Source organism: Nocardioides oceani (assembly GCF_030412965.1).
GTDB classification, from domain to species: Bacteria; Actinomycetota; Actinomycetes; order Propionibacteriales; family Nocardioidaceae; genus Nocardioides; species Nocardioides oceani.
This window is the reverse complement of the sequence record NZ_JAUHJQ010000006.1, coordinates 196406-217181: the sequence shown is the minus strand read 5'-3', so window position 1 is coordinate 217181 and position 20776 is coordinate 196406. Positions and strand designations below refer to the sequence as shown.

Sequence of the window (20776 nt, the reverse complement as noted above, 5' to 3'; positions counted from 1 at the left end):
CCATGAGCGACATGGGGGATCTCCGACGTACCTTGCTCCCGGTCGCGGCCGGCGCGCTCGCGCTGTCGCTCAGCGGCTGCTCGACCATCTCCGACCAGCTAGCCGGGAGCGAGGTGGACCCGACGGCGACGAGCGCCGCCGCCAGCGCGGGCTCGCTGCTGGAGACGGTGTCGTGGGCCGAGCTCGACGGCTTGGTCTCGGTGGTGGTCAGCAACCCGACCGAGCGGGTGCTGCGGCGTGCCGACGCCGTCATCACGCTCCGCGACTCGCGGGGCACGGCGCTGGCGTCGTCGGTCACGCGGATGCGTGAGGACGGCTGCTGCACGGTGCGCTCCCTTCGTCCAGGTGGGACCTACGGGTTGTACGTCGGCACGGTCGATGAGGGTGCCGAGGTGGCCGACGTCGAGGTGACCTACCGCGACGTCTCGTGGTCGTCCGCCCCGCTTCCCGAGGTCGGGGCCGAGCCGGTGCGGATCGAGGAGGGACCGCGCGGGTCGGTCGTCCTGGCGGACGTCACCGCCGAGGAGGCCGTCCCGAGCGCGGTCGTGCAGGCCGTGGTCACCGACCCCGACGGCGGCCTCGTGGCCGTCGTGTCCGGCACCTGGACCTGCTTCGCGGCCGGGGACACGCGGCGGATCTTCATGCAGCTGTTCCGCCGCGTGCCCCAGGGGTCGCTCGTCGAGTCGGTGTCGGTGCACCCCGACGGCGCGGCGCCGTCGGAGTGCGCGGACGGCTCCTGAGCCGACCCCGGCTCAGGAGGTGGCGCGGAAGAGCCACCCCAGGGGCCGGGAGTCACCCGATCCGGCGGTCGTGACCACCCGGTCGGTCCCCAGCACGACGTCGTCGGTCGCGTCCGCGCCGGTCGACCAGTCGGTGACCGGCCGCGGCGGGTCGGTCCCGAGGAAGCTGGTGGCGTTCTCGTCGCTGGCCGGCTCCGGCGGAGCGGTGTCCGCGGTCGAGACCCGGCCGATCATCGGCGAGCCGCCGCCCGCGGGAGGGTCGTCCCAGCGGTCCCGGTCCCCGGCCTGCTCGACCGCCGTCTCCTCGGCGGCCGTCTCCTCGGCGGCCGTCTCCTCGACGAAGGCGTCCTCGACCGGCTCCGGCTCGACGACCGGCTCGGGCACGTCGACCGCGACCGGCTCGGGAGCGTCCGCCACGACCGGGGCCTCGGCCACCGGCTCGGCGACCGGCTCGGTCACCTCCGGAGCGGTCTGCTGCAGGGTCGTCTGACCGGCGCCCGCGCGGACGGTGTCACCAAAGGTGACGACCGGCAGCGCGCTCTCGGTGACGGTGCGCAGCCGGCCGATGGTGGCGACGACGTCCGCGACCGAGGCGTTGGCCCGCTCGAAGGTCGTGCCGAGACCGAGCACGCCGGACTCGAGGTCGCGCAGCAGGCCGTCCGAGCTGTGCCGGGCGTGGCCGAGCGTCGCCAGCTGCTCCTCGCGCAGCTCCTCGCGGACCTGGGCACGGATCTGGTCGATCTCGCTCTCGGCCCGCACCCGCATGGCCTCGGCCTGGGCGTGCGCCTCCGTGCGCAGCCGGTCGGCCTCCGCCCGGGCGCGGGCCAGGATGCCGTCGGACCGCTCGGTCGCCTCGCGGACGAGCCGCTCGTACTCCGCCAGCGACTCCGACTGCAGCCGGTCGGCCATGATCTGCGCGTCGACCAGCAACGCGTCCGCGTCGGCTGCTGCCGACGCCCGGATCCGGCTGGCGTCCGCCAGCACGTTCTCCGCCTCGCGGCGAGCGGAGAAGGCCGCTCGAGCCGCCTCGACCTGCTCTCCGGTGCTGCTGCTCGGCGACAGCGACGGACCTCCGGCCCGTGTGTCGCCTTCTACGACGTGGTCGTCCCCCTGCGAAGCCATGTACGTCCCCCAGTACGTGCTCGGTATACAGATGTGCTCCCGGTCTGCCCCGGGTGGTTCGAACGTAAACCTCAACGCCTGTCCAGACCAGCCGTTACGGTGACGTCGTGCACGCAGATCGCGGATCGACGGTGGTCGTGCGCCACGACTTCGACACCGAGACGGCCCGCTGGGCGCGGATCTCGCACCACACGCCACATCCGTCACCGTTCCTGCAGCCGTGGTGGCTGCGGCACGTGTCCCGCGGCACACCGACGCACCTGGTGGTGCTGGCCGGCGACGAGCCGGTCGGCGGGATCGCGCTGACCGGCCGCCGCGTGCTCGGCGTCGAGCTGCTGCGGCCGGCCGGGCACGGGGTGCCCTGCCCCGACCACGTCGACCTGGTCGCGGTGCCCGGGCACGAGGAGGCCGTGGCCGAGGCGTTCGCGCGCTGGTTCGCCCGCCCCGGGGCCCGCGTCCTGGACCTCGCCGGAGCCCCGGAGCGATCGCTCGCGGCCCACGCGCTGGGCGTGGCGGCCACCACGATGGACGTCGCGCCGTACGAACCGCTCGACGGGGGCTTCCTCGCCTCGCGCTCGGCGTCGTTCCGGCGCAACGTGCGTCGCACCGAGACGCGGCTGGCCCGCGCCGGCGTGCGCCAGTGGACGGCCGCGCCCGCGACCGTCGAGGACGCCCTGGACGCCTTCGAGGCGCTCCACCGCGACCGCCCCGACCGGGCTCCCCTGCTGGCCCAGATGCCCCGCCTCCGGCCGGCCCTCGTCGAGGCGGTCGCCTGCGGCGAGGCGCGGGTGGACGTGCTCGAGGTCGGCGGGCGGTCGGCCGCGGTGTCCGTCGCGTTCGTGGTCGCGGGCCGTGTCGCGCTCTACCAGCTGGCGCGCTCGACCGACCGCGAGCACGACGGTGCCGGCACCGCCCTGCTGGTGCGGGTCGTCGAGCAGGCGGCCGCCGAGGGCTGCCACGAGGTCGACCTGCTGCGCGGCGAGGAGGCCTACAAGGCCGGCTTCGCCTCGCGGCAGCGGGTGCTGACCCGGGTCCGGGCGGCCCGCGGCGTGCGCGGCCGGCTGCTGCTCGCCGCCTGGGACGGCGTACGCCGCCTCAACGCGCTGCGCCGCGCCTGACCGCCGCCCACGCCTTCATCGCGCCGACCTTGACCCGGTCGCGCGACGGCGACTCCCCGAAGGGCTTCGGGGTGATGCCGGTCTTGGCGAACTTCGTGTTGAACGCCTGCACCAGCGACTCGGTCTCGTTGTCGCGGTTGAAGAACGTCACCGTCATCGACAGCGAGGTCTCCTCGCCGTTGACGATCCAGTGCGGGGTGTACGGCGGGATGTAGCAGCCGGTCCCCGGGCTGATGACGTGCTCGGCGATCGTCTCGGGCTGCTCGTGGAAGCGGCCGAACGAACCGTTCCAGTAGCGCTCGATCTCCCGCTTCTTCTCCTCCTCGTCGGCGAAGCGGCCGAACCCGAGCGTCCGGGTGCCCTGCAGCTGCATGCAGAAGCTGTGCTCGATGTCGAAGTGCGCGGCGGTGACCCCGCGCGGCGAGCTGGCGAACAGGAAGCCCATCCGGCGGGTGAGGTCGGCCGGGTCCATGCCGGAGGCCTCCGCGAGGCCGTCGAGGACCTCGTCGACCAGGGCGCGGTAGCGCGGCACCTGGTGGACGTGGAGCAGCGTGAACCACGAGCGGTTCACCGCGACGTCGCGGATCCGCCGCCCGATGTCGTCGGTGGACTCGGCCACGTCAGCGGCGTCCCCGGCGGCGATGGGCTTCTCGGCGGGCTCGGCCGAGAGCGACGCCGGCGGCATCTCCTCGGCCAGCCGGGCGATCTCGTCCAGCGTGAGCAGCGGGTGGCCCGCCAGCCCGTGCCGGAAACGGATGGGCGTGCGCGTCTCGACGTCACGCACGAAGGTCGGGTCGATCGACGGCCACAACGCGGTCATGTTGTCCCCCCAGGACGTTGTCGGTTGTGCCGACACTCTCCCCAGGCACGCCGTCGCGCAACCCTCCCGGGCCCACGCGGTCCGCGGACGCGCTACTTCTTGCCGCTCTTCTCGGCCGACGCGGTCGTGGAGAGCGCGGCCACGAAGGCCTCCTGGGGGACCTCGACGCGGCCGACCATCTTCATCCGCTTCTTGCCCTCCTTCTGCTTCTCCAGCAGCTTGCGCTTGCGGGTGATGTCGCCGCCGTAGCACTTGGCGAGCACGTCCTTGCGGATCGCGCGGATGTTCTCGCGGGCGATGACCCGGGCGCCGATCGCGGCCTGGATGGGCACCTCGTACTGCTGGCGCGGGATGAGCTCCTTGAGCTTGCCGGCCATCATCACGCCGTACCCGTAGGCGGCCTCGCGGTGGATGATCGCGGAGAACGCGTCGACCGGCTCGCCCTGGAGCAGGATGTCGACCTTGACCAGGTCCGCGGCCTGCTCGCCCGAGCGCTCGTAGTTGAGCGAGGCGTAGCCCTTGGTCTTGGACTTCAGCTGGTCGAAGAAGTCGAAGGCGATCTCGCCCATCGGCAGGGTGTAGCGCATCTCGACGCGGTCCTCGGAGAGGTAGTCCATCCCGAGCAGCGTGCCGCGCTTGGCCTGGCACAGCTCCATGATCGTGCCGATGTAGTCCGACGGCGCCAGGATCGTGGCGTTGACGATCGGCTCGCGGACCTCGCTGATCTTGCCGTCGGGGTACTCGCTGGGGTTGGTGACCGTCAGCTGCGTGCCGTCCTCCATGACGACGTCGTAGACGACGTTCGGCGCGGTCGAGATCAGGTCGAGGTCGAACTCGCGCTCGAGCCGCTCGCGGGTGATCTCCATGTGCAGCAGGCCGAGGAAGCCGCAGCGGAAGCCGAAGCCGAGCGCGCCCGAGGTCTCCGGCTCGTAGGTGAGCGAGGCGTCGTTGAGCTGGAGCTTCTGCAGGGCGTCGCGCAGCTCGGGGTACTGGTCGCCGTCGATCGGGTAGAGGCCGGCGTACACCATCGGGTTGGGGTGCGCGTAGCCGCCGAGCGGCTCGCTGGCGCCGTGGTGCTGGCTGGTGACGGTGTCGCCGACCCGTGACTGGCGGACGTCCTTCACACCGGTGATGAGGTAGCCGGTCTCGCCGACCCCCAGCTCGCCGGCCTTGAGCGGCTCGGGGCTGATCACGCCGACCTCGAGCATCTCGTGGACCGCGCCGGTCGACATCATCTTGATCCGGTCGCGGTGCTTCAGCGAGCCGTCGACCACCCGGACGTAGGTGACCACGCCGCGGTAGGTGTCGTAGACGGAGTCGAAGATCAGCGCGCGCGCCGGGGCGTCGGCGTCGCCGACCGGCGGCGGGACCTGCTTGACGATCTCGTTGAGCAGCGCCTCGACGCCCACGCCGGTCTTGGCGGAGGTGAGCAGCACGTCCTCGGGCTCGCAGCCGACGAGGTTGGCCAGCTCCAGCGCGTACTTGTCGACGTTCGCCGAGGGCAGGTCGATCTTGTTGAGCACCGGGATGATGTGCAGGTCCGCACCCATGGCGAGGTAGAGGTTGGCCAGGGTCTGCGCCTCGATGCCCTGCGCCGCGTCGACCAGCAGGATCGCGGCCTCGCACGCCTCGAGCGACCGCGAGACCTCATAGGTGAAGTCGACGTGCCCCGGGGTGTCGATCATGTTGAGGACGTAGGTGCCGGCCCCCGCGTCGATGGCGTGCTCGGCGGCCGCCTCGTCGGTGACCGTCCAGGGCATCCGGACCGCCTGCGACTTGATCGTGATGCCGCGCTCGCGCTCGATGTCCATCCGGTCGAGGTACTGCGCCTTGGCCTCGCGCTCCCCCACCACGCCCGTGAGCTGCAGCATCCGGTCGGCGAGGGTCGACTTGCCGTGGTCGATGTGCGCGATGATGCAGAAGTTGCGGATGATCGCCGGATCGGTGTGGCCGGGCTTCGGCGCAGGCGTCTGGGGCACGGGCTCTTCTCGACAGGCAGAGGGTCGGACGGACCGGCCCATCCTCCCACGCGGGAACCGGTGGTCCCGACTCGGCGAGTGCGGCAGGATCTGCGCGTGACCGACGCCCTCCAGTCGACCTGGCACGCGATCCCCGAAGCCCTGCGCGAGCCGGTCGTGCTCGCGATGCCGTTCTTCCTCCTCTTCGTCGTGGTCGAGGCGCTCGCGGCGTACTTCCTCGAGGACGAGCGGCCCGACGGCAGTGCCCGGTACGACGGCCGCGACGCCTGGACCAGCGTCTCGCTCGGCTCGGTGTCGGTGGTGACGATGGCGCTGTGGAAGCTGCTCGGGCTCGCGGTCTACACGGTGCTGTTCGTCCACGTCGCCCCCTGGCAGCTGCCCGCCGACGCGTGGTGGACCGTCGCGCTGGCGGTGCTGGGCGTCGACTTCTTCTTCTACTGGGCCCACCGCGTCGCGCACCGGGTCCGGCTGGTGTGGGCCACCCACCAGGCCCACCACTCCAGCGAGCACTTCAACTTCTCCACCGCGCTGCGGCAGAAGTGGAACAACTCCCACGAGCTGGTCATCTGGGCGCCGCTGCCGCTGCTGGGCGTCCCACCGGCGCTGGTCTTCCTCGGCTTCTCGATCAGCCTCGTCTACCAGTTCTTCGTGCACACCGAGCGGATCCGCACGCTGCCGCGGCCGATCGAGCTGGTCTTCAACACCCCCTCCCACCACCGCGTCCACCACGGGAGCGACCCGGAGTACCTCGACCGCAACTACGGCGGGATCCTCATCGTCTGGGACCGGCTCTTCGGCACCTTCCAGCCCGAGCTGCACCGCCCGACGTACGGCCTCACGAAGCCGGTGGGCACCTACAACCTGCTGACGCTGCAGACCCACGAGTACGCCGCCATCGCCCGCGACGTCCGCGGCGCGCCGACCCTGCGGGACAAGCTCGGCTACGTCTTCGGCCCGCCCGGGTGGCGGCCGGCGACCGCGCGTGCGACGGCCGGCGTGCTGCCCGCCGAGGTGACCGCCCCGGTGCCCGCCCCGGTGCCCGCCGAGGGGTGAGGGGCGCGGCTGCGGCGAGGATGTCCCGGTGACCCTGACCTCGGTGCCGCACGGCCGCACCGCCCGCCGGCTGGAGTGGCCGTTCCTGCCGCCCCACGTCCGTGACCTGGTGGCCGACCGCTGCGGCGCGCCCGTGGTCGGGGCCGAGTCGCGCACCAGCGGCTTCACCCCCGGCTTCGCCTCGGTGCTCACCTGCGCCGACGGGTCGCGCCACTTCGTCAAGGCCGCCTCGGTCGTCGCGCAGCGCGCGATCGCGCAGTCCTACCGCGAGGAGGCCCGGAAGCTGGCTGCCCTGCCGCAGACGGTGCCCGCGCCCCAGCTGCGGTGGAGCCACGACGGCGACGACTGGGTCGTGCTCGGCATCGAGCACGTCGACCACGTGCCGCCCGCGCGTCCGTGGCGGCCCGAGGATCTCGACCGGGTCGTCGAGGCCCTCGCGTTCGCCGCCGACGCGCTCACGCCGCCGCCGGCCGGCCTCGAGCTCGACCCGCTCGCCGCGGAGATGGCCGACTGGCCGGCGTACTGGGGCCGCGTGCGGGCGGGTGGTCTCGCTCGCGGGCTCGACGTGCCCGGGTTGGAGGAGCACCTCGACGAGGCGGCCGCGCTGGCGGCCTCGGCCCTGGAGGTCGCCGGCGGCGACACCGTCGTGCACACCGACGTGCGCGACGACAACGTGCTGCTCGCCGCCGACGGCCGGGTGCTGCTGTGCGACTGGAACTGGCCGGTGCGCGGCGCCGCCTGGTTCGACACCGTCGCGCTCGTGATCGGTCCCCACGGCGACGGCCTCGACGTCGACGCCGTCCTCGCCCGGTCCCCGCTGACGCGCGACGTCCCGGCCGACCACGTCGACGCGGTGCTCGCGCTGCACGCGGGATACTTCCTGCTGATGCAGGACCAGCCGGTGCCGCCCACCTCGCCGTTCCTCCGGACCGCGCAGCGGTGGAACGCCGAGGCCACCTGGGACCTGCTGGCGCGTCGTCGCGGCTGGTCCTGAGCGATTTGGGCGGCCGGAACGCCCGCTGCTAATCTCGTACGTCGCATGTCCGGCGCCCACCCTGATGGGCGGAGGCGCCGACGGCTCACGAACACCTGCAGCACCCAGCAGAGCACCCCACACCTACGACGAAGGCGCAGTAGTGGCGAACATCAAGTCCCAGATCAAGCGGAACAAGCAGAACGAGAAGCGTCACGAGCGGAACAAGTCCGTCAAGACCGGGCTGCGGACCGCCGTGAACAAGTTCCGCAAGGCCGCCGAGGCGGGCGACAAGGACACCGCGACCACCGCGGCCCGCGACGCCTCCCGCATGCTGGACAAGGCCGCCTCCAAGGGCGTCATCCACAAGAACCAGGCCGCGAACCGCAAGTCCGCGATCGCCAAGAAGGCCGCCTCTCTCTGAGGCCCCTCGCGAACGGCGTCGACCCCTCGGGTCGGCGCCTTTTTCGCGTTGTCCCGGCGCCGGACGCCGTCCTGGTGGAAGGGGTCAGCGGCTCTCGCGCAGCGCGGTGATCGTCAGCACCAGCCGCTCGAGGGTGTACGACGCGTCGCTGGCCGCTCCCTTGATGTCGGCGTCGGCCTGGGCGACCGCCCGGATCGCCTGCGCCAGGCCGTGCTCGGACCAGCCGCGGGACTGGTCGCGGATCGACCGGATCTTCCACGGCGGGACGCCGACCTCGCGGGCCAGGTCGGCCTCGCGAATCCCGCGCGGCGCGCCCTGGTAGCGGGCCAGCCCGCGTGCCCCGCCCGCGAACGCGGACGTGACCAGCACCGGGGCGGTCCCCCCGTCCAACGCCCAGCGCAGCTCCTCCAGGGCGACGTGGCGCCGACCGGAGAAGGCAGCGTCGGCCACGGCGAACGACTTGGCCTCCGCCCGCCCGCCGAAGTACCGCTTGACCTTCTCCACGTCGAGGGGCTGGCCCGGGAAGTCGTGGGTCAGCTGGTGGGCGGCCGCCGACAGCGACCGGAGGTCCTGCCCGACCGCGGAGACCAGGAACGACGTGGCCTCCTGGTCGATGGTCGACCCGTGTCGGCGCACCTCCGCGGCGACGAACCCCGGGTACTCCGAGGCCTTGAGCTCACCGGACTTCGACTCGGTGACGCCCGCGGCCTTGCGCAGCTTGGTGAGCACGCCGCTGCCCTTGGGCCCGCCGCCGTGGACGAGCACCAGCGCGACGTCCTCGACCGGCGAGCCCGCGTAGGAGAGCAGCCCGGCCACGGACTCCTCCGGGAGGTTCTCCAGCGCCCGGACGACCACGCAGCGCGTGCTCGAGAACAACGACGGCGCGGAGAGCTCGCCGAGGGTCGCGAGCGTGAGCTCGGAGGCGGCGGTCTCGGAGAGCTCGGCCTCGGGGTCGTGGGCCCGGACGGCATCCCGCACGGCCGCGACCGTGCGCTCGTTGAGGAACTCCTCCTTGCCGGTCACCAGGGTGACCCGACCCAGGACGTCTGCTGCCTTCGGACCCGCTGCCATGGTGGGCCCAGCCTCCCACAGCGCACGGACGGTGCGGGCCGCGGCCGGGTCGTCACCGGGTCGTCACCGGGTCGTCACCGCCGGGTGTGGGTCTCGATCCCCTCCTCGGTGACGCTGACCAGCACGTCGCCGTCCTCGTCGGTGCGTCGGACCTCGGCGCCGGCGCCCGCGAGCGGGTCCAGCACCTCCTCGGCCGGGTGGCCGTAGTCGTTGTCCGCGCCGACCGAGACCAGCACGACGCCGGCGCCGAGCGAGGCCAGGAAGGGCAGGTCCTGGTAGCGGCTGCCGTGGTGCGGCAGCTTCAGCACGTCGACCCGCAGACCCGGCACGGCCCGGGCGAGCGCGGCCTGACCGGGCGGCTCGAGGTCGCCGGTGAGCAGGACGCGCACACCCCGGACCTCGGCGAGCAGCACGACGCTCGCGTCGTTCGCGGCGTCGCCCTCCTCCCCCACCGCGCCCGCCGCGGAGCCGGGCCGCGGCCACAGCGTCTGCAGGGTCACCTCCCCCACCCTCCGGGTCGTGCCGTACGTCGCCGTCCGCACCGGCAGCCCGGCGACCGCGGCCGCCGCCCGGGCGTCCTCGACCCCGCCGACCGGGTCGAGGACCGAGGTCCCCTCGACCGCGCCGACCGCCCGGCCGTCCAGCACCCCGGCCAGTCCGTCGACGTGGTCGGCGTGGAAGTGCGTCAGCACCGTCAGCGGCACGCGGTCCACCTCGAGGTCGTCGAGGCACCGGTCGACCGCGCCCGGGTCAGGCCCCGCGTCCACCACGACGGCCTCCCCCGGCCCGGACCGCAGGGCGAGCGCGTCGCCCTGCCCGACGTCGCACATCGCGACCACCCAGTCGCCCGCCGGCCAACCGGGCGTCGGCGGCCGGACGAGCACGACCAGTCCCAGGACCACGGCGACCGCGACCGCAGCCGCCGGCCGGGCGAGCACCCCGCGCAGCGCCAGGGCGAGGACCAGGCACAGCACCGTCAGCAGGGCGAGCGCCGTCGGGCCGGTGCCCCACCCGATCGCAGCGGTGGGCGCGTCCGCACCGCGGTCGGCCACGGCGACGATCCACCCGACGCACCAGCCGGCCCCGGTGCCGAGCAGGGCACCCGCCGCGGGGACCACCAGGCCGACCAGCCCGCCGGCCAGCCCGAGCACCGTCGCCGGGCCCACCGCGGGGGCGACGACGAGGTTGGCTGCCACGGCGACCAGGCTGACCTCGCCGGAGAGCGCCGCGACGACCGGCGTGCAGGCCAGCTGGGCCGCGAGCGGGACGCTCACCGCCTCGGCCGCCCAGCGCGGCAGCCAGCGGGCCATCGCGTCACGCCACACCGGCGCCAGCACGAGGATGCCCGCGGTCGCGAGCACCGAGAGGGCGAACCCGGGTGACACAGCGAGGCCCGGCTGGACGAGCAGGAGCGCCACGACGGCCACGCCCAGGGCACGGAAGCCGCGTTGCAGCGCGTGCACGCCCGAGGCCAGCAGCGCGACCGACCCCATCACCGCGGCCCGGAGCACGCTCGGCTCGGTGCGGGCGAGGAGCACGAACCCGGCGATGCCGAGCGCGCCGACGACGTACATCCCCCGGCCGCGGACGCCGCACCAGCGCGCCAGCAGGAGCAGGAACCCGACCACCAGCGTGAGGTTCGTGCCGGAGACGGCCAGCAGGTGGGTCAGGCCGGTGGTGCGGAAGTCCTCCTCGAGCTCCTCGTCGAGCAGGTGGTCGTCACCGGTGACCAGGGCCGGCACCAGGGCCGCCTGCGCCGGCGGCCGGTGCTCGACCGCCTCGCGGATGGAGGTCCGCACCGCGTCGGCGCCGCGCCACCACGGTCCCGGGCCGGCCAGCAGCTCGGGATCGCCGGCCACCAGCACCCCGGCCAGGTCGTGGCCCTCGGCGGTGTCCAGCCGCCCGCCCGCGCGCACGGTGGACCCGAGCCGCACCTCCGCCCACGGCCCGTCGCCCAGCACGAGCACCGGGGTGCTCAGCCTGGTCGTCGCGCCGCGGCCGGTCACCTCGTGCACGTCGAGCCGGGTCAGCACCCGGTCGGCGAAGCGGCCCTCGACCGGCCGCGGGTCGGCCACGACGGTGCCGATCACCGTCACGGCGGCCCGCTCCCGCGCCAGCTCCGCGACCGGGTTGGCCCCGGTCTGCTCGGCCCGGACGGCTGCCGAGCAGCCCACGGCCGCGGCCACCAGCACGACCGCCGCGACGGTGGTCGCCCGGTCCGGGCGCCGCAGGGCCACCGCGAGCGCCACGAGCAGCGCGCCGAGCCCGGCCGCGACGACCGCCGACAGCGCAAGCAGCTGGGCGGCCAGCCCCGCCGACCAGGCGGCCGCCGCCAGCAGCGGCATCCGGACGTCGACCCGGTCAGCCACCTCCCACCGTCACGAACGAGCGCATCTGCGCGAGCGTGGCCTCGCCGATGCCGTCGACCTCGAGCAGCTCGTCGACCGTGGTGAACCCGCCGTGCTCGTCGCGCCAGCCGACGATCGCCGCCGCTGTCACCGGCCCCACCTCCGGCAGCGCCTCGAGCTCCACCGGCGTGGCGGCGTTCAGGTCGACGAGCGCCGTCGGCGTGCCGGGGGTGCCCGTCACGCCGGTCGCCCCGGTCGGCCCCGGCAGTGGTTGTGCTGCGGCCCCACCCACCAGGACCTGCTCGCCGTCGACCAGCACCCGCGCGAGGTTGAGCGAGGACAGGTCGACGCCCGGCCGGGCGCCGCCCGCGGCCTCCAGCGCGTCGACCACCCGCGCTCCGGTGTCGAGGACGACGATGCCCGGCCGACGTACCTTGCCCGCGACGTCGACCACCACCTCCGCCACCGGAGCCCCGCCCGACGAGGCGGCCGACGTCGGCACGGTGGGCGCGGCCACGGGTGGAACCGGCACGAGCTCGGCGACCGGGGAGGCGTCCACCGGCGCGGGCGCGACGGGGGTGCCGGCGTCGCCGCGCACGACCCACCAGCAGGTGATCGCCAGGCCGAGCGCCACCACCACCGCGACGACCGTCAGCTGGGCCGAGCCGAGCGCCGCCCGTCCGCGGAGCGTCTCCGGCACCAGGTCGGCCGCCGGCGGCACCAGCCGCATGCGACGGCGGGCCGCGTGCCTCCCCGGCTCGGGCACCGCGGGCGGGCCCGGCGGCGGCTCCGGCTGGCGCGGTGGCGGCGGCAGCGGCGGAGGTGGCGAGGTCGCCGGCGGCGGCCCCGCGGGTGGTCGCACCCGGGTGTGGCCGCTCGTCCAGTCGGGCTCGGGTGACGCGGGAGGTCCGTCGAGCACCGCACCCGGTCCGGGTCGCTCCGCGGCGAGCTCGGCGCTCAGCAGGGCCAGCCGTCGGGAGACGGCCTCCTGGTGCTCGGCGGCGGCACGGCGGGTACGCATGCCACGGACGCTAGGTACGTCGACCGCTCCGCCGCCGGGCCCCGGCACCGACCTGTGGACGACCGCGGCGGACACACGCCCTGTGCGCGGATCCGGGCTCTGCGAGCTGCTCACCGCGGAGTCCCACCAGCCCCAGCGGTCACACATATCAGGGCAGTCCCGCACATACACGGCAGATCTGCCGTGGTGTGTGCAGGAGTCACCGGTTGACCGGGGACTCCTGCAGCGCGCCGGTCAGCACAACCGCGGAGCCACGCAGACGGCCAGCATGCCGGGGCCGACGTGGGCGCCGAGGACGGCGCCGAGCTCGCCGCACCAGACGTCGCGGCCGTCGAGCTGCTCGGCGAGCCGCTCGCCGAGGCGGCCGGCCAGGGCGCCGGCGCGGTCGGCGCTGGCGAGGTGGGCGACGCAGACGTCGACCGGCCGGTCGCCGGCTGCCTCGACGGCGAGCTCCTCGAGCCGGGAGATGGCGCGCGCGGAGGTCCGCACGCGCTCGAGCGACTCGACGCGCCCCTCGGCGATGGTGAGCAGCGGCTTGACCGCGAGCGCCCCGCCGAGGAGCGCGGCCGCGGCCCCGATCCGTCCGCCGCGACGGAGGTACTCCAGGGTGTCGACGTAGAACAGCGACGAGGACACCTCGGCCCGGGCCGCAGCGGCGGCGGCGGCCTCCGCGGCCGTCCCGCCCGCGGCGGCGACGTCGGCGGCCGCGAGCGCGGCGTACCCCGTCGCCACCCCGACCTGCCGCGAGTCCACGGCGACGACCGGCACGGACGCGGACCGCGCGGCGAGCTGGGCGGACTCGAAGGTGCCGCTCATGTCGCCGGAGATGTGCACCGAGACGATCTCGGTCGCCCCCTCGGCGACCGCGCGCTCGTACACCTCGGTCATCGCCGCGGGCGAGGGCCGCGAGGTGCTCACCGGGGTGAACGACTTCAGCGCCGCCGCGACCATCTCCGGGGTCGCGCCGCCCTCGCCCTCGTCGTGCACCTCCGCGCCGATGACGACCTGCAGCGGCACCACGACGATCCCGCGCTCGGCCGCCACCTCCGACGGGAGGCTGGCGGTCGAGTCGGTGACGACGACGGTGCGTCCCGAGGACACCGGCGACTCCGAGGACATGGGGTCAGACCACCACGTTGACCAGCTTCGGCGCGCGCACGACCACCTTCCGGACCGGGCGGCCGTCGATCGCGCGCACCACGGCCGGGTCGGCCATGGCCAGGTGCTCCAGGTCGGCCTCGGAGATGTCCGGGGCGACCTCGAGGCGCGCCTTGACCTTGCCCTGGATCTGGACCACCGCGGTCACCGTGTCCTCGACCAGCAGGGCCGGGTCGACGCTCGGCCAGCCGACGCGGGCGACGGTGGGCTGGTGGCCCAGGCGCTCCCACATCTCCTCGGCGGTGTACGGCGCCACGAGCGACAGCAGGACCGCGACCGTCTCCACGGCCTCCCGCACCGCGGGGTCGGCCGGCCCGCACCCGGAGTCGATGGCCTTGCGGGTCACGTTGACCAGCTCCATCGTCCGCGCGACGACCACGTTGAAGCGGTGCGCCTCGATCAGCTGCTCGACCTCGTGGACCGTCTTGTGCGTGGCCTTGCGCAGCGCCACGTCCCCGCCCTCGGGCGCGGTGCCCGCGGGCGAGGTGACGTCGCCGGCGAGCCGCCACGCGCGCTGCAGGAACTTCACCGAGCCGCCCGGAGAGAGGTCGGCCCAGTCGATGTCGTCCTCGGGCGGGCCGGCGAAGACCATCGTCAGCCGGACCGCGTCGACGCCGTAGGTGTCGATCATCTCGCCCAGGTTCACGCCGTTGCCCAGCGACTTCGACATCGCCTTGCCCTGGTTGATGACCTGGCCCTGGTTGAGCAGCGCGGAGAACGGCTCGACGAAGTCGACCATCCCCATGTCGTGCAGCACCTTGGTGAAGAACCGGGAGTACAGCAGGTGCAGGATCGCGTGCTCGACGCCGCCGACGTACTGCGCGACCGGCATCCACTCCCGGGCCTGCTCGGGGTCGAACGGGCCCTGGTCGTAGGAGGGGTCCAGGTAGCGCAGGTAGTACCAGGACGAGTCGACGAAGGTGTCCATCGTGTCGCTGTCGCGCAAGGCCTGGCCGCCGCAGGACGGGCACTCGGTGTTGACCCACGCCTCGGCCGCGGCCAACGGCGAGACGCCCTTGGGCTTGAGGTCGGCGCCCTTGAGGTCGTCGGGCAGCCGCACCGGCAGCTGGTCCTCGGGCACGGGGACCTCGCCGCAGTCGGGGCAGTGCACGACCGGGATCGGGGCGCCCCAGAAGCGCTGGCGGCTCAGCAGCCAGTCGCGCAGGCGGAAGTTGACCGTGCCGGTCCCCCGCCCGTCGGCCTCCAGCTGCTCGATGATCCGGCTGATCCCGGCGGCCTTGTCGGCCAGCCCGTCCAGCGGGCCGCTGTTGACGTAGGTGCCGTCACCGGTCGTGGCGACGTAGGTCTCCTCAGGGTTGTCCTCGCCCGTGTCGACGACGCGGCGCACCGGCAGCCCGAAGACCTTCGCGAAGTCCAGGTCGCGCTGGTCGTGCGCGGGCACGGCCATGATCGCGCCGGTGCCGTAGTCGGCCAGCACGTAGTCCGAGGCCCACACCGGCATCTGCTCGCCGGTGACCGGGTTGGTCGCGGTGACGCCCAGGTCGACCCCGGACTTGGGGCGGTCGGTGGCGAGCCGGTCGATGTCGGAGGCCTTGCGCACCTCCTCGACGTACGCCGCCAGCGCGTCGGCCTGCGCGGGCGCGACGACCTCGGCGGCCAGCTTCGCGTCGGCGGCCACGACCATGAACGTCGCGCCGTACAACGTGTCGGGGCGGGTCGTGAAGACCGTGACCGTCCGGGTCTCCCCCGACGCCAGCTCGATGTCGAAGTCGACGTGCGCGCCCTCGGAGCGGCCGATCCAGTTGCGCTGCATGGCCAGCACGCGGTCGGGCCAGGTGCCGACCAGCGCGTCCATGTCGTCGAGCAGCCGCTGGGCGTACTCGGTCACCTTGAAGTACCACTGGTTCAGCTCGCGCTTGGTCACCTCGGCGCCGCAGCGCTCGCACATGCCCTGCACGACCTGCTCGTTCGCCAGCACCGTCTGGTCGTTGGGGCACCAGTTGACCGGGCTGTTCTTCCGGTAGGCCAGCCCCCGTTCGCGGAACTTCAGGAACAGCCACTGGGTCCAGCGGTAGTACTCCGGGTCGGAGGTGTGCAGCCGGCGCGACCAGTCGAAGGAGATGCCGTAGCGGCGGAAGGACTCCGCCTGGGTCTCGATGTTGGCGTAGGTGTAGGTCGCCGGGTGCTCGTCGTTGCGGATCGCGGCGTTCTCGGCGGGCAGGCCGAAGGAGTCCCAGCCGATCGGGTTGAGGACGTCGTACCCCCGCTGCCACCAGTAGCGCGCGATCACGTCGTGCAGCGCCATCACCTCGGCGTGGCCCATGTGCAGGTCGCCGGAGGGGTAGGGGAACATCGTGAGCGCGTAGCGCTTCTCCGCACCGGGCGCCGCGCTGCCGGCGCGGAAGGGGTCGAGGTCGTCCCACACCCGGCGCCACTTCTCCTGCGCCGCGGACATGTCGTACGTCGCGGCCTCGTCGGTCCGGCCCTGCTCGCTCATCTGCGTCTCTTCCCGTTCTCACGCTTGGGTGGTCGTCTGCTCCCGGTCACGCCCGGGCATGAAAAAACCCCTCGGTCACGAGGGGCAGCCGCGTCGGGTCGTGCTCGTCGACGCGGCTAGGTAAGGAGCAGGGTCCTGCGCATGCGCTCATGGTAGCGCCACGGCCGGGCGGGTAACGGGTCGCCATGACCCAGCACCCGTCCGAGGCGGACCTCACCGTCGCCGTCACCGGCCCCACCGGCACCTTCGGCGCAGGGCTGGTCCCGCTGCTCGAGGCCGACGACCGGGTACGCCGCGTGGTCGGCGTCGCGCGCAGCCCCGTCGACCCGGCCGCGCGCGGCTGGGTGAAGACGACCTACCGGCAGGGCGACGTCCGCGACCCCGACGCCCTGGCGGAGGCGTTCGCGGGGGCCGACGTGGTGGTGCACCTGGCGTTCGCGATCGTCGGCGGCGCGGCCGCGGAGACCCGTGCGATCAACGTCGACGGCACGCTCAACGCCTTCCACGCCGCGGCCGACGCGGGGGCGCGGCGGTTCGTGTACGCCAGCTCGGTGGCGGCGTACGGCTTCCACGCCGACAACCCGGTCGGCATCGGCGAGGACTGGCCGACCCGGCCGGCCGACCGGCTGTTCTACGCCCAGGAGAAGGCCGAGCTCGAGGGCCTCCTGCGCGAGGCGGCCGGCGAGCGCGAGGGGATCGACCTCTACCTGCTGCGCCCACCGATCGTGGTCGGTCCGAACGCCGTCGGCGGCAAGCTGCGCCTGCCCGGGTGGGCGGAGTGGGCACGCGGGCTGGGGTCGGTCCTCCAGCACGTGCCCAAGCGGCTGCCCCCGGTGCCGGTGCCGGTGCCCGACCTGCCGCTGCAGCTGGTGCACGAGGGCGACGTCGGCCGGGCGCTGCTGCAGTGCGTGGTGGCCGCGGGGCCTCCGGGCGCCTACAACATCGCGGCGGACGACGTGCTCACCGCGGCCGACGTCGTGCGGATCCTCGGTGGCGTCCCGGTGCCGCTCCCGGCGGCTCCCGCGCACGCGGCGGCGCGGCTGGCCGCGGCACTGCCGGGCCTGCCGCAGCCGGCGCAGTGGGTCGAGGCCCTCGCGCACCCGGCGCTCATGGACACGACGCGGGCCAAGGCCGAGCTCCACTGGTCGCCGCAGGTGAGCGCGGCCGACGCCCTGCGCGAGACGCTCGGCCTGCCCGCCTAGAGTTCCGCGCATGACCGTCACCGACATGTTCCGACTCGACGGCAAGGTCGTCGTGGTCACCGGCGCGTCCAGCGGGCTGGGCGTCGCGTTCGCCGAGGCGTTCGCCCAGGCCGGCGCCGACGTCGTGCTCGGCGCCCGCCGCGCCGACCGGCTCGCCGAGACCGCGCGCCTGGTCGAGGCCGCCGGCCGCAAGGCCCTGGTCGTGCAGACCGACGTCTCCGACCCCGACTCGTGCACGAACATCGTCGCGCTGGCCGTCGAGGAGCTCGGCCACGTCGACGTGCTGGTCAACAATGCCGGCATCGGCACCGCGGTCCCCTCCACCCGCGAGACGCCCGAGCAGTTCCGCGGGGTCGTCGACGTCAACCTGCACGGCTGCTACTGGATGGCGCAGGCGTGCGGTCGCGTCATGGAGCCGGGCTCGAGCATCATCAACATCTCCTCGGTCCTCGGCATCACCACCGCCGGGCTCCCGCAGGCCGCGTACGCCGCCAGCAAGGCCGGCCTGCTGGGCCTGACCCGCGACCTGGCGCAGCAGTGGACCGGCCGCAAGGGCATCCGGGTCAACGCGATCGCGCCGGGGTTCTTCGACACCGAGATGACCGAGCAGTACCCGCCCGGCTACCTGGAGTCCCGCGAGGACCGGATCCCCATGAGCCGCAAGGGGGACCCCGCCGAGCTGGCCGCGGCCGCGGTGTTCCTCGCCTCACCCGCCGGCGGCTACATCACCGGGCAGACGCTCGTCGTCGACGGCGGCATGACCATCACCTGACCCGCTCCCCCCGGGCGTACGCCGCCGGCGGGACGCCCGTCCACCGCGTGAACGCGTGGGTGAAGGCCGCGGCGTCGGCGTACCCGAGCCGGCGGGCGACGTCGGCGACCGGCAGCGTGGCGCGCGACTCCAGGAGCGACCGGGCCAGCGACTCGCGCACCTCCTCGACCAGCGCGCGGTAGCCGACCCCCGCGTCGGCCAGCCGGCGCCGGAGGCTGCGCTCGCTGAGGCCGAGGCCGGCGGCGACGGCCGGCATCGGGGCGCCCTCGGGCAGCCGCTGGGTGACCAGCACCTGCACGTCGCGGGCGATGCCGGTGCGCTCGCGCCGGCGCGCCACCACGTCGCGGCACATGTCCTCGGCGAGCCGCTCCCCCGCGACCGACGCCTCCCGCGGCAGCGGCCGCTCCAGCTCGGCCGCCGCCAGGTCGAGCACCCCCACCCCGGGCCCGAGGGTCCGCGTCGCGCCGAGGCCGCCGGGCACGAGCGAGTCCGCGACGACGTGGATCGCGGTGGTGTCCCGGGCGACGAGGAAGGCCCGCACGTCGGCCGGCAGCGCGGTGCCGTCGACCACGAGCCGGGCCCGGTCGCCGGAGAGCTCGGCGCGGGGCAGGGCGAAGGCGTAGGAGAGGTCGATGAAGCGCAGCGTCACCTCCATCGCCTCGCGCACCGTCCGGCTCGCGAGGAGGGCGTAGCCGAGGACGCCGAAGGAGGAGGCGCGGTACGTCGCGCCCACGTCCTCGCCCGCCCCGGGGAGCAGCCGCTGGAGGGTCCGCACGACGAGCAGCTCCTGGGCGGCGGTGACCTCGCGGCCGGGCGCGCGCAGGTCGTCCTCGCGCAGGCCGGTGCCGGCCAGGACGACCCGCGGCGCGACGCCGCGCGCCACGGCGTACGCCACGAGGTGGGCGGTGCCGGCCGCCGCGCGCGGGAACTCCCAGTCGCGGGCGGCCGGCTCGACGACCTCGACCGGACGGCTCATGGCCGGAATTATCAAGCATGGTGCTCGCGGAGCATCCCCGCCGACCGTGCGGCCGCCGAGGATGAGGACATGGCACAGCAGCGGCAAGGACCTCGCGTGGTGATCATCGGCGCCGGCTTCGGCGGGCTCGGGACGGCGCGGGCGCTGCGCCAGCAGGGCATCACCGACATCACGGTGCTCGAGCGCGCCGGCGACGTGGGCGGGGTGTGGCGCGACAACACCTACCCGGGCGCCGCGTGCGACGTCCCCTCGCCGCTCTACTCGTGGTCGTGGGCGCAGAACCCGCGGTGGAGCCGCCGCTACGGCACGCAGCCCGAGATCCTGGAGTACCTCCGGTCCGCGGCCCGCGGGGAGGGCCTGCTCGACCTGGTGCGGCTGCACCAGGAGGTCACCGCGGCGACGTACGACGAGGCGAGCGCGACGTGGCGCGTCGAGACCGCCGCAGGTGACACCTACGAGGCCGAGGTGCTGGTCTCCGCGGTCGGGCAGCTGTCCAACCCCGCCCTGCCGCGGGTCCCCGGCCACTTCGCGGGGCCGGCCTTCCACTCCGCGCAGTGGGACCACGGTGTCGAGCTGGACGGCAAGCGGGTGGCCGTCGTCGGCACCGGCGCCAGCGCCGTGCAGTTCGTGCCCGGCATCGTCGACCGGGTCGGGTCGATGACGGTCTTCCAGCGCTCGGCCCCCTACGTGCTGCCCAAGCCCGACCAGGAGTACCAACCGCACCACCACCGGCTCTTCGAGCGGTTCCCGGCGGCCCTGCGCGCCGAGCGCCGGGCGGTCTTCTGGCTCACCGAGCGCTTCAACGGCGCACTGGCCGGCGACTCGCCGGTCACCAAGCCGCTGATGGCCGCCATCGGGGCGACGTGGAAGGCGCACCTGCGGGCGCGCGTCCAGGACCCGGCCCTGCGCCGGAAGCTCGTGCCGGACTACCCGCTCGGCTGCAAGCGGGTGCTGTTCAGCAACCAGTGGTACCCCGCGCTCGCCCGCGACCACGTCGAGGTCGTCCCCGAGGAGGTGGTAGGCCTCGAGGCGCACGGCGTCCGCACCGCCGACGGGCGGCTGCACGAGGCCGACGTGCTGATCTGGGGCACCGGCTTCGCCGCCACCGAGTTCCTCGCGCCGATGAAGGTGACCGGCCGAGGCGGCGTCGACCTCCACCAGCACTGGGCCGACGGCGCCCGCGCCCACCTCGGGATCGCCGTCCCGGGCTTCCCGAACTTCTTCTGCATCTATGGGCCGAACACCAACCTCGGCGGCAGCTCGATCATCAACATGATGGAGGGCCAGGCCGGCTGGATCGCCCAGGTCGTCCGCCGGCTCGCCGACCGCGGCCTGCGCACCGTCGAGCCGACCCCCGCGGCCGCCGACGCCTACGACCGCGAGATGCAGACCCGGCTGGCCACCAGCGCCTGGGCCGGCTGCAACAGCTGGTACGTCGACGGGCCGCGGATCACCACGAACTGGCCGGGCCTCGTCGCGGAGTACCAGGCCCGGACCGCCGAGGTCGACTGGGACGAGCTGCAGCTGGCCTGAGCGGCCGG

General features: G+C 74.1%; 17 protein-coding genes. 8 read left to right on the top strand and 9 right to left on the bottom strand.

The genetic code is table 11. The features are described from left to right. The first annotated feature begins 2 nt into the window (after window positions 1–2). A complete protein-coding gene (locus QWY28_RS15615) occupies window positions 3–740 on the top strand; it encodes a hypothetical protein (protein ID WP_300953486.1) in 738 nt (245 codons plus the stop codon). 12 nt (window positions 741–752) lie between these two features. Here QWY28_RS15615 and QWY28_RS15610 read toward each other — a convergent pair whose 3' ends face one another. Next, window positions 753–1862, bottom strand: coding sequence for a F0F1 ATP synthase subunit B (locus tag QWY28_RS15610; protein WP_300953485.1), 1110 nt, complete (start codon window positions 1860–1862; stop codon window positions 753–755). 107 nt (window positions 1863–1969) lie between these two features. Between QWY28_RS15610 and QWY28_RS15605 the strand changes: the two genes are divergently transcribed. Further along, the gene (locus tag QWY28_RS15605) at window positions 1970–2980 is read left to right on the top strand and encodes a GNAT family N-acetyltransferase (RefSeq protein ID WP_300953484.1); all 1011 of its coding nucleotides are present in this window, start codon (window positions 1970–1972) and stop codon (window positions 2978–2980) included. On the opposite strand, the gene QWY28_RS15600 is transcribed toward QWY28_RS15605, so the two are convergent. Both QWY28_RS15600 and lepA read right to left on the bottom strand, forming a co-directional pair. Then, on the bottom strand, window positions 2958–3800 hold the full coding sequence (locus tag QWY28_RS15600; protein WP_300953483.1) for a JmjC domain-containing protein: 843 nt from the start codon (window positions 3798–3800) through the stop codon (window positions 2958–2960). The genes QWY28_RS15605 and QWY28_RS15600 overlap by 23 nt on opposite strands. Before the next feature lie 92 nt (window positions 3801–3892). Further along, window positions 3893–5821, bottom strand: coding sequence for a translation elongation factor 4 (lepA, locus tag QWY28_RS15595; protein ID WP_300953482.1), 1929 nt, complete (start codon window positions 5819–5821; stop codon window positions 3893–3895). A gap of 54 nt (window positions 5822–5875) precedes the next feature. Here lepA and QWY28_RS15590 point away from each other — a divergent pair, with 54 nt between their 5' ends. From QWY28_RS15590 to rpsT, 3 genes are all read left to right on the top strand, one after another. Continuing rightward, window positions 5876–6832, top strand: coding sequence for a sterol desaturase family protein (locus tag QWY28_RS15590; protein ID WP_300953481.1), 957 nt, complete (start codon window positions 5876–5878; stop codon window positions 6830–6832). A 28-nt stretch (window positions 6833–6860) separates the two neighbouring features. Then, window positions 6861–7826, top strand: a complete 966-nt coding sequence (locus QWY28_RS15585) for a phosphotransferase (RefSeq protein ID WP_300953480.1) — start codon at window positions 6861–6863, stop codon at window positions 7824–7826. 142 nt (window positions 7827–7968) lie between these two features. Beyond that, on the top strand, window positions 7969–8229 hold the full coding sequence (rpsT, locus tag QWY28_RS15580) for a 30S ribosomal protein S20 (RefSeq protein WP_300953479.1): 261 nt from the start codon (window positions 7969–7971) through the stop codon (window positions 8227–8229). A gap of 84 nt (window positions 8230–8313) precedes the next feature. Here the strand turns inward: rpsT and holA are convergent, their stop codons facing one another. The 5 genes from holA to leuS form a co-directional block, all read right to left on the bottom strand. Then, window positions 8314–9300, bottom strand: a complete 987-nt coding sequence (gene holA, locus QWY28_RS15575) for a DNA polymerase III subunit delta (RefSeq protein WP_300953478.1) — start codon at window positions 9298–9300, stop codon at window positions 8314–8316. A gap of 74 nt (window positions 9301–9374) precedes the next feature. Continuing rightward, entirely contained in the window at window positions 9375–11669 is a 2295-nt protein-coding gene (locus QWY28_RS15570; protein WP_300953477.1) for a ComEC/Rec2 family competence protein, read from the bottom strand. Beyond that, window positions 11662–12669: a helix-hairpin-helix domain-containing protein gene (locus QWY28_RS15565; RefSeq protein WP_300953476.1), complete on the bottom strand. Its 1008-nt coding sequence runs from the start codon at window positions 12667–12669 to the stop codon at window positions 11662–11664. Before QWY28_RS15565 ends, QWY28_RS15570 begins: the two co-directional genes overlap by 8 nt. Window positions 12670–12903: 234 nt before the next feature. After that, entirely contained in the window at window positions 12904–13788 is an 885-nt protein-coding gene (locus tag QWY28_RS15560; RefSeq protein ID WP_300953475.1) for a DegV family protein, read from the bottom strand. Between the two features lie 4 nt (window positions 13789–13792). Continuing rightward, entirely contained in the window at window positions 13793–16285 is a 2493-nt protein-coding gene (leuS, locus tag QWY28_RS15555) for a leucine--tRNA ligase (protein ID WP_300953474.1), read from the bottom strand. 185 nt (window positions 16286–16470) lie between these two features. On the opposite strand from leuS, the gene QWY28_RS15550 reads away from it, so the two are divergent. Continuing rightward, window positions 16471–17487: an NAD-dependent epimerase/dehydratase family protein gene (locus QWY28_RS15550; protein ID WP_300953473.1), complete on the top strand. Its 1017-nt coding sequence runs from the start codon at window positions 16471–16473 to the stop codon at window positions 17485–17487. Between the two features lie 10 nt (window positions 17488–17497). Then, a complete protein-coding gene (locus QWY28_RS15545) occupies window positions 17498–18259 on the top strand; it encodes an SDR family NAD(P)-dependent oxidoreductase (protein WP_300953472.1) in 762 nt (253 codons plus the stop codon). On the opposite strand, the gene QWY28_RS15540 is transcribed toward QWY28_RS15545, so the two are convergent. Beyond that, the gene (locus QWY28_RS15540) at window positions 18252–19235 is read right to left on the bottom strand and encodes an AraC family transcriptional regulator (RefSeq protein ID WP_300953471.1); all 984 of its coding nucleotides are present in this window, start codon (window positions 19233–19235) and stop codon (window positions 18252–18254) included. The genes QWY28_RS15545 and QWY28_RS15540 overlap by 8 nt on opposite strands. A gap of 69 nt (window positions 19236–19304) precedes the next feature. Here QWY28_RS15540 and QWY28_RS15535 point away from each other — a divergent pair, with 69 nt between their 5' ends. Then, window positions 19305–20768: a flavin-containing monooxygenase gene (locus QWY28_RS15535; protein WP_300953470.1), complete on the top strand. Its 1464-nt coding sequence runs from the start codon at window positions 19305–19307 to the stop codon at window positions 20766–20768. Window positions 20769–20776 lie beyond the last annotated feature (8 nt).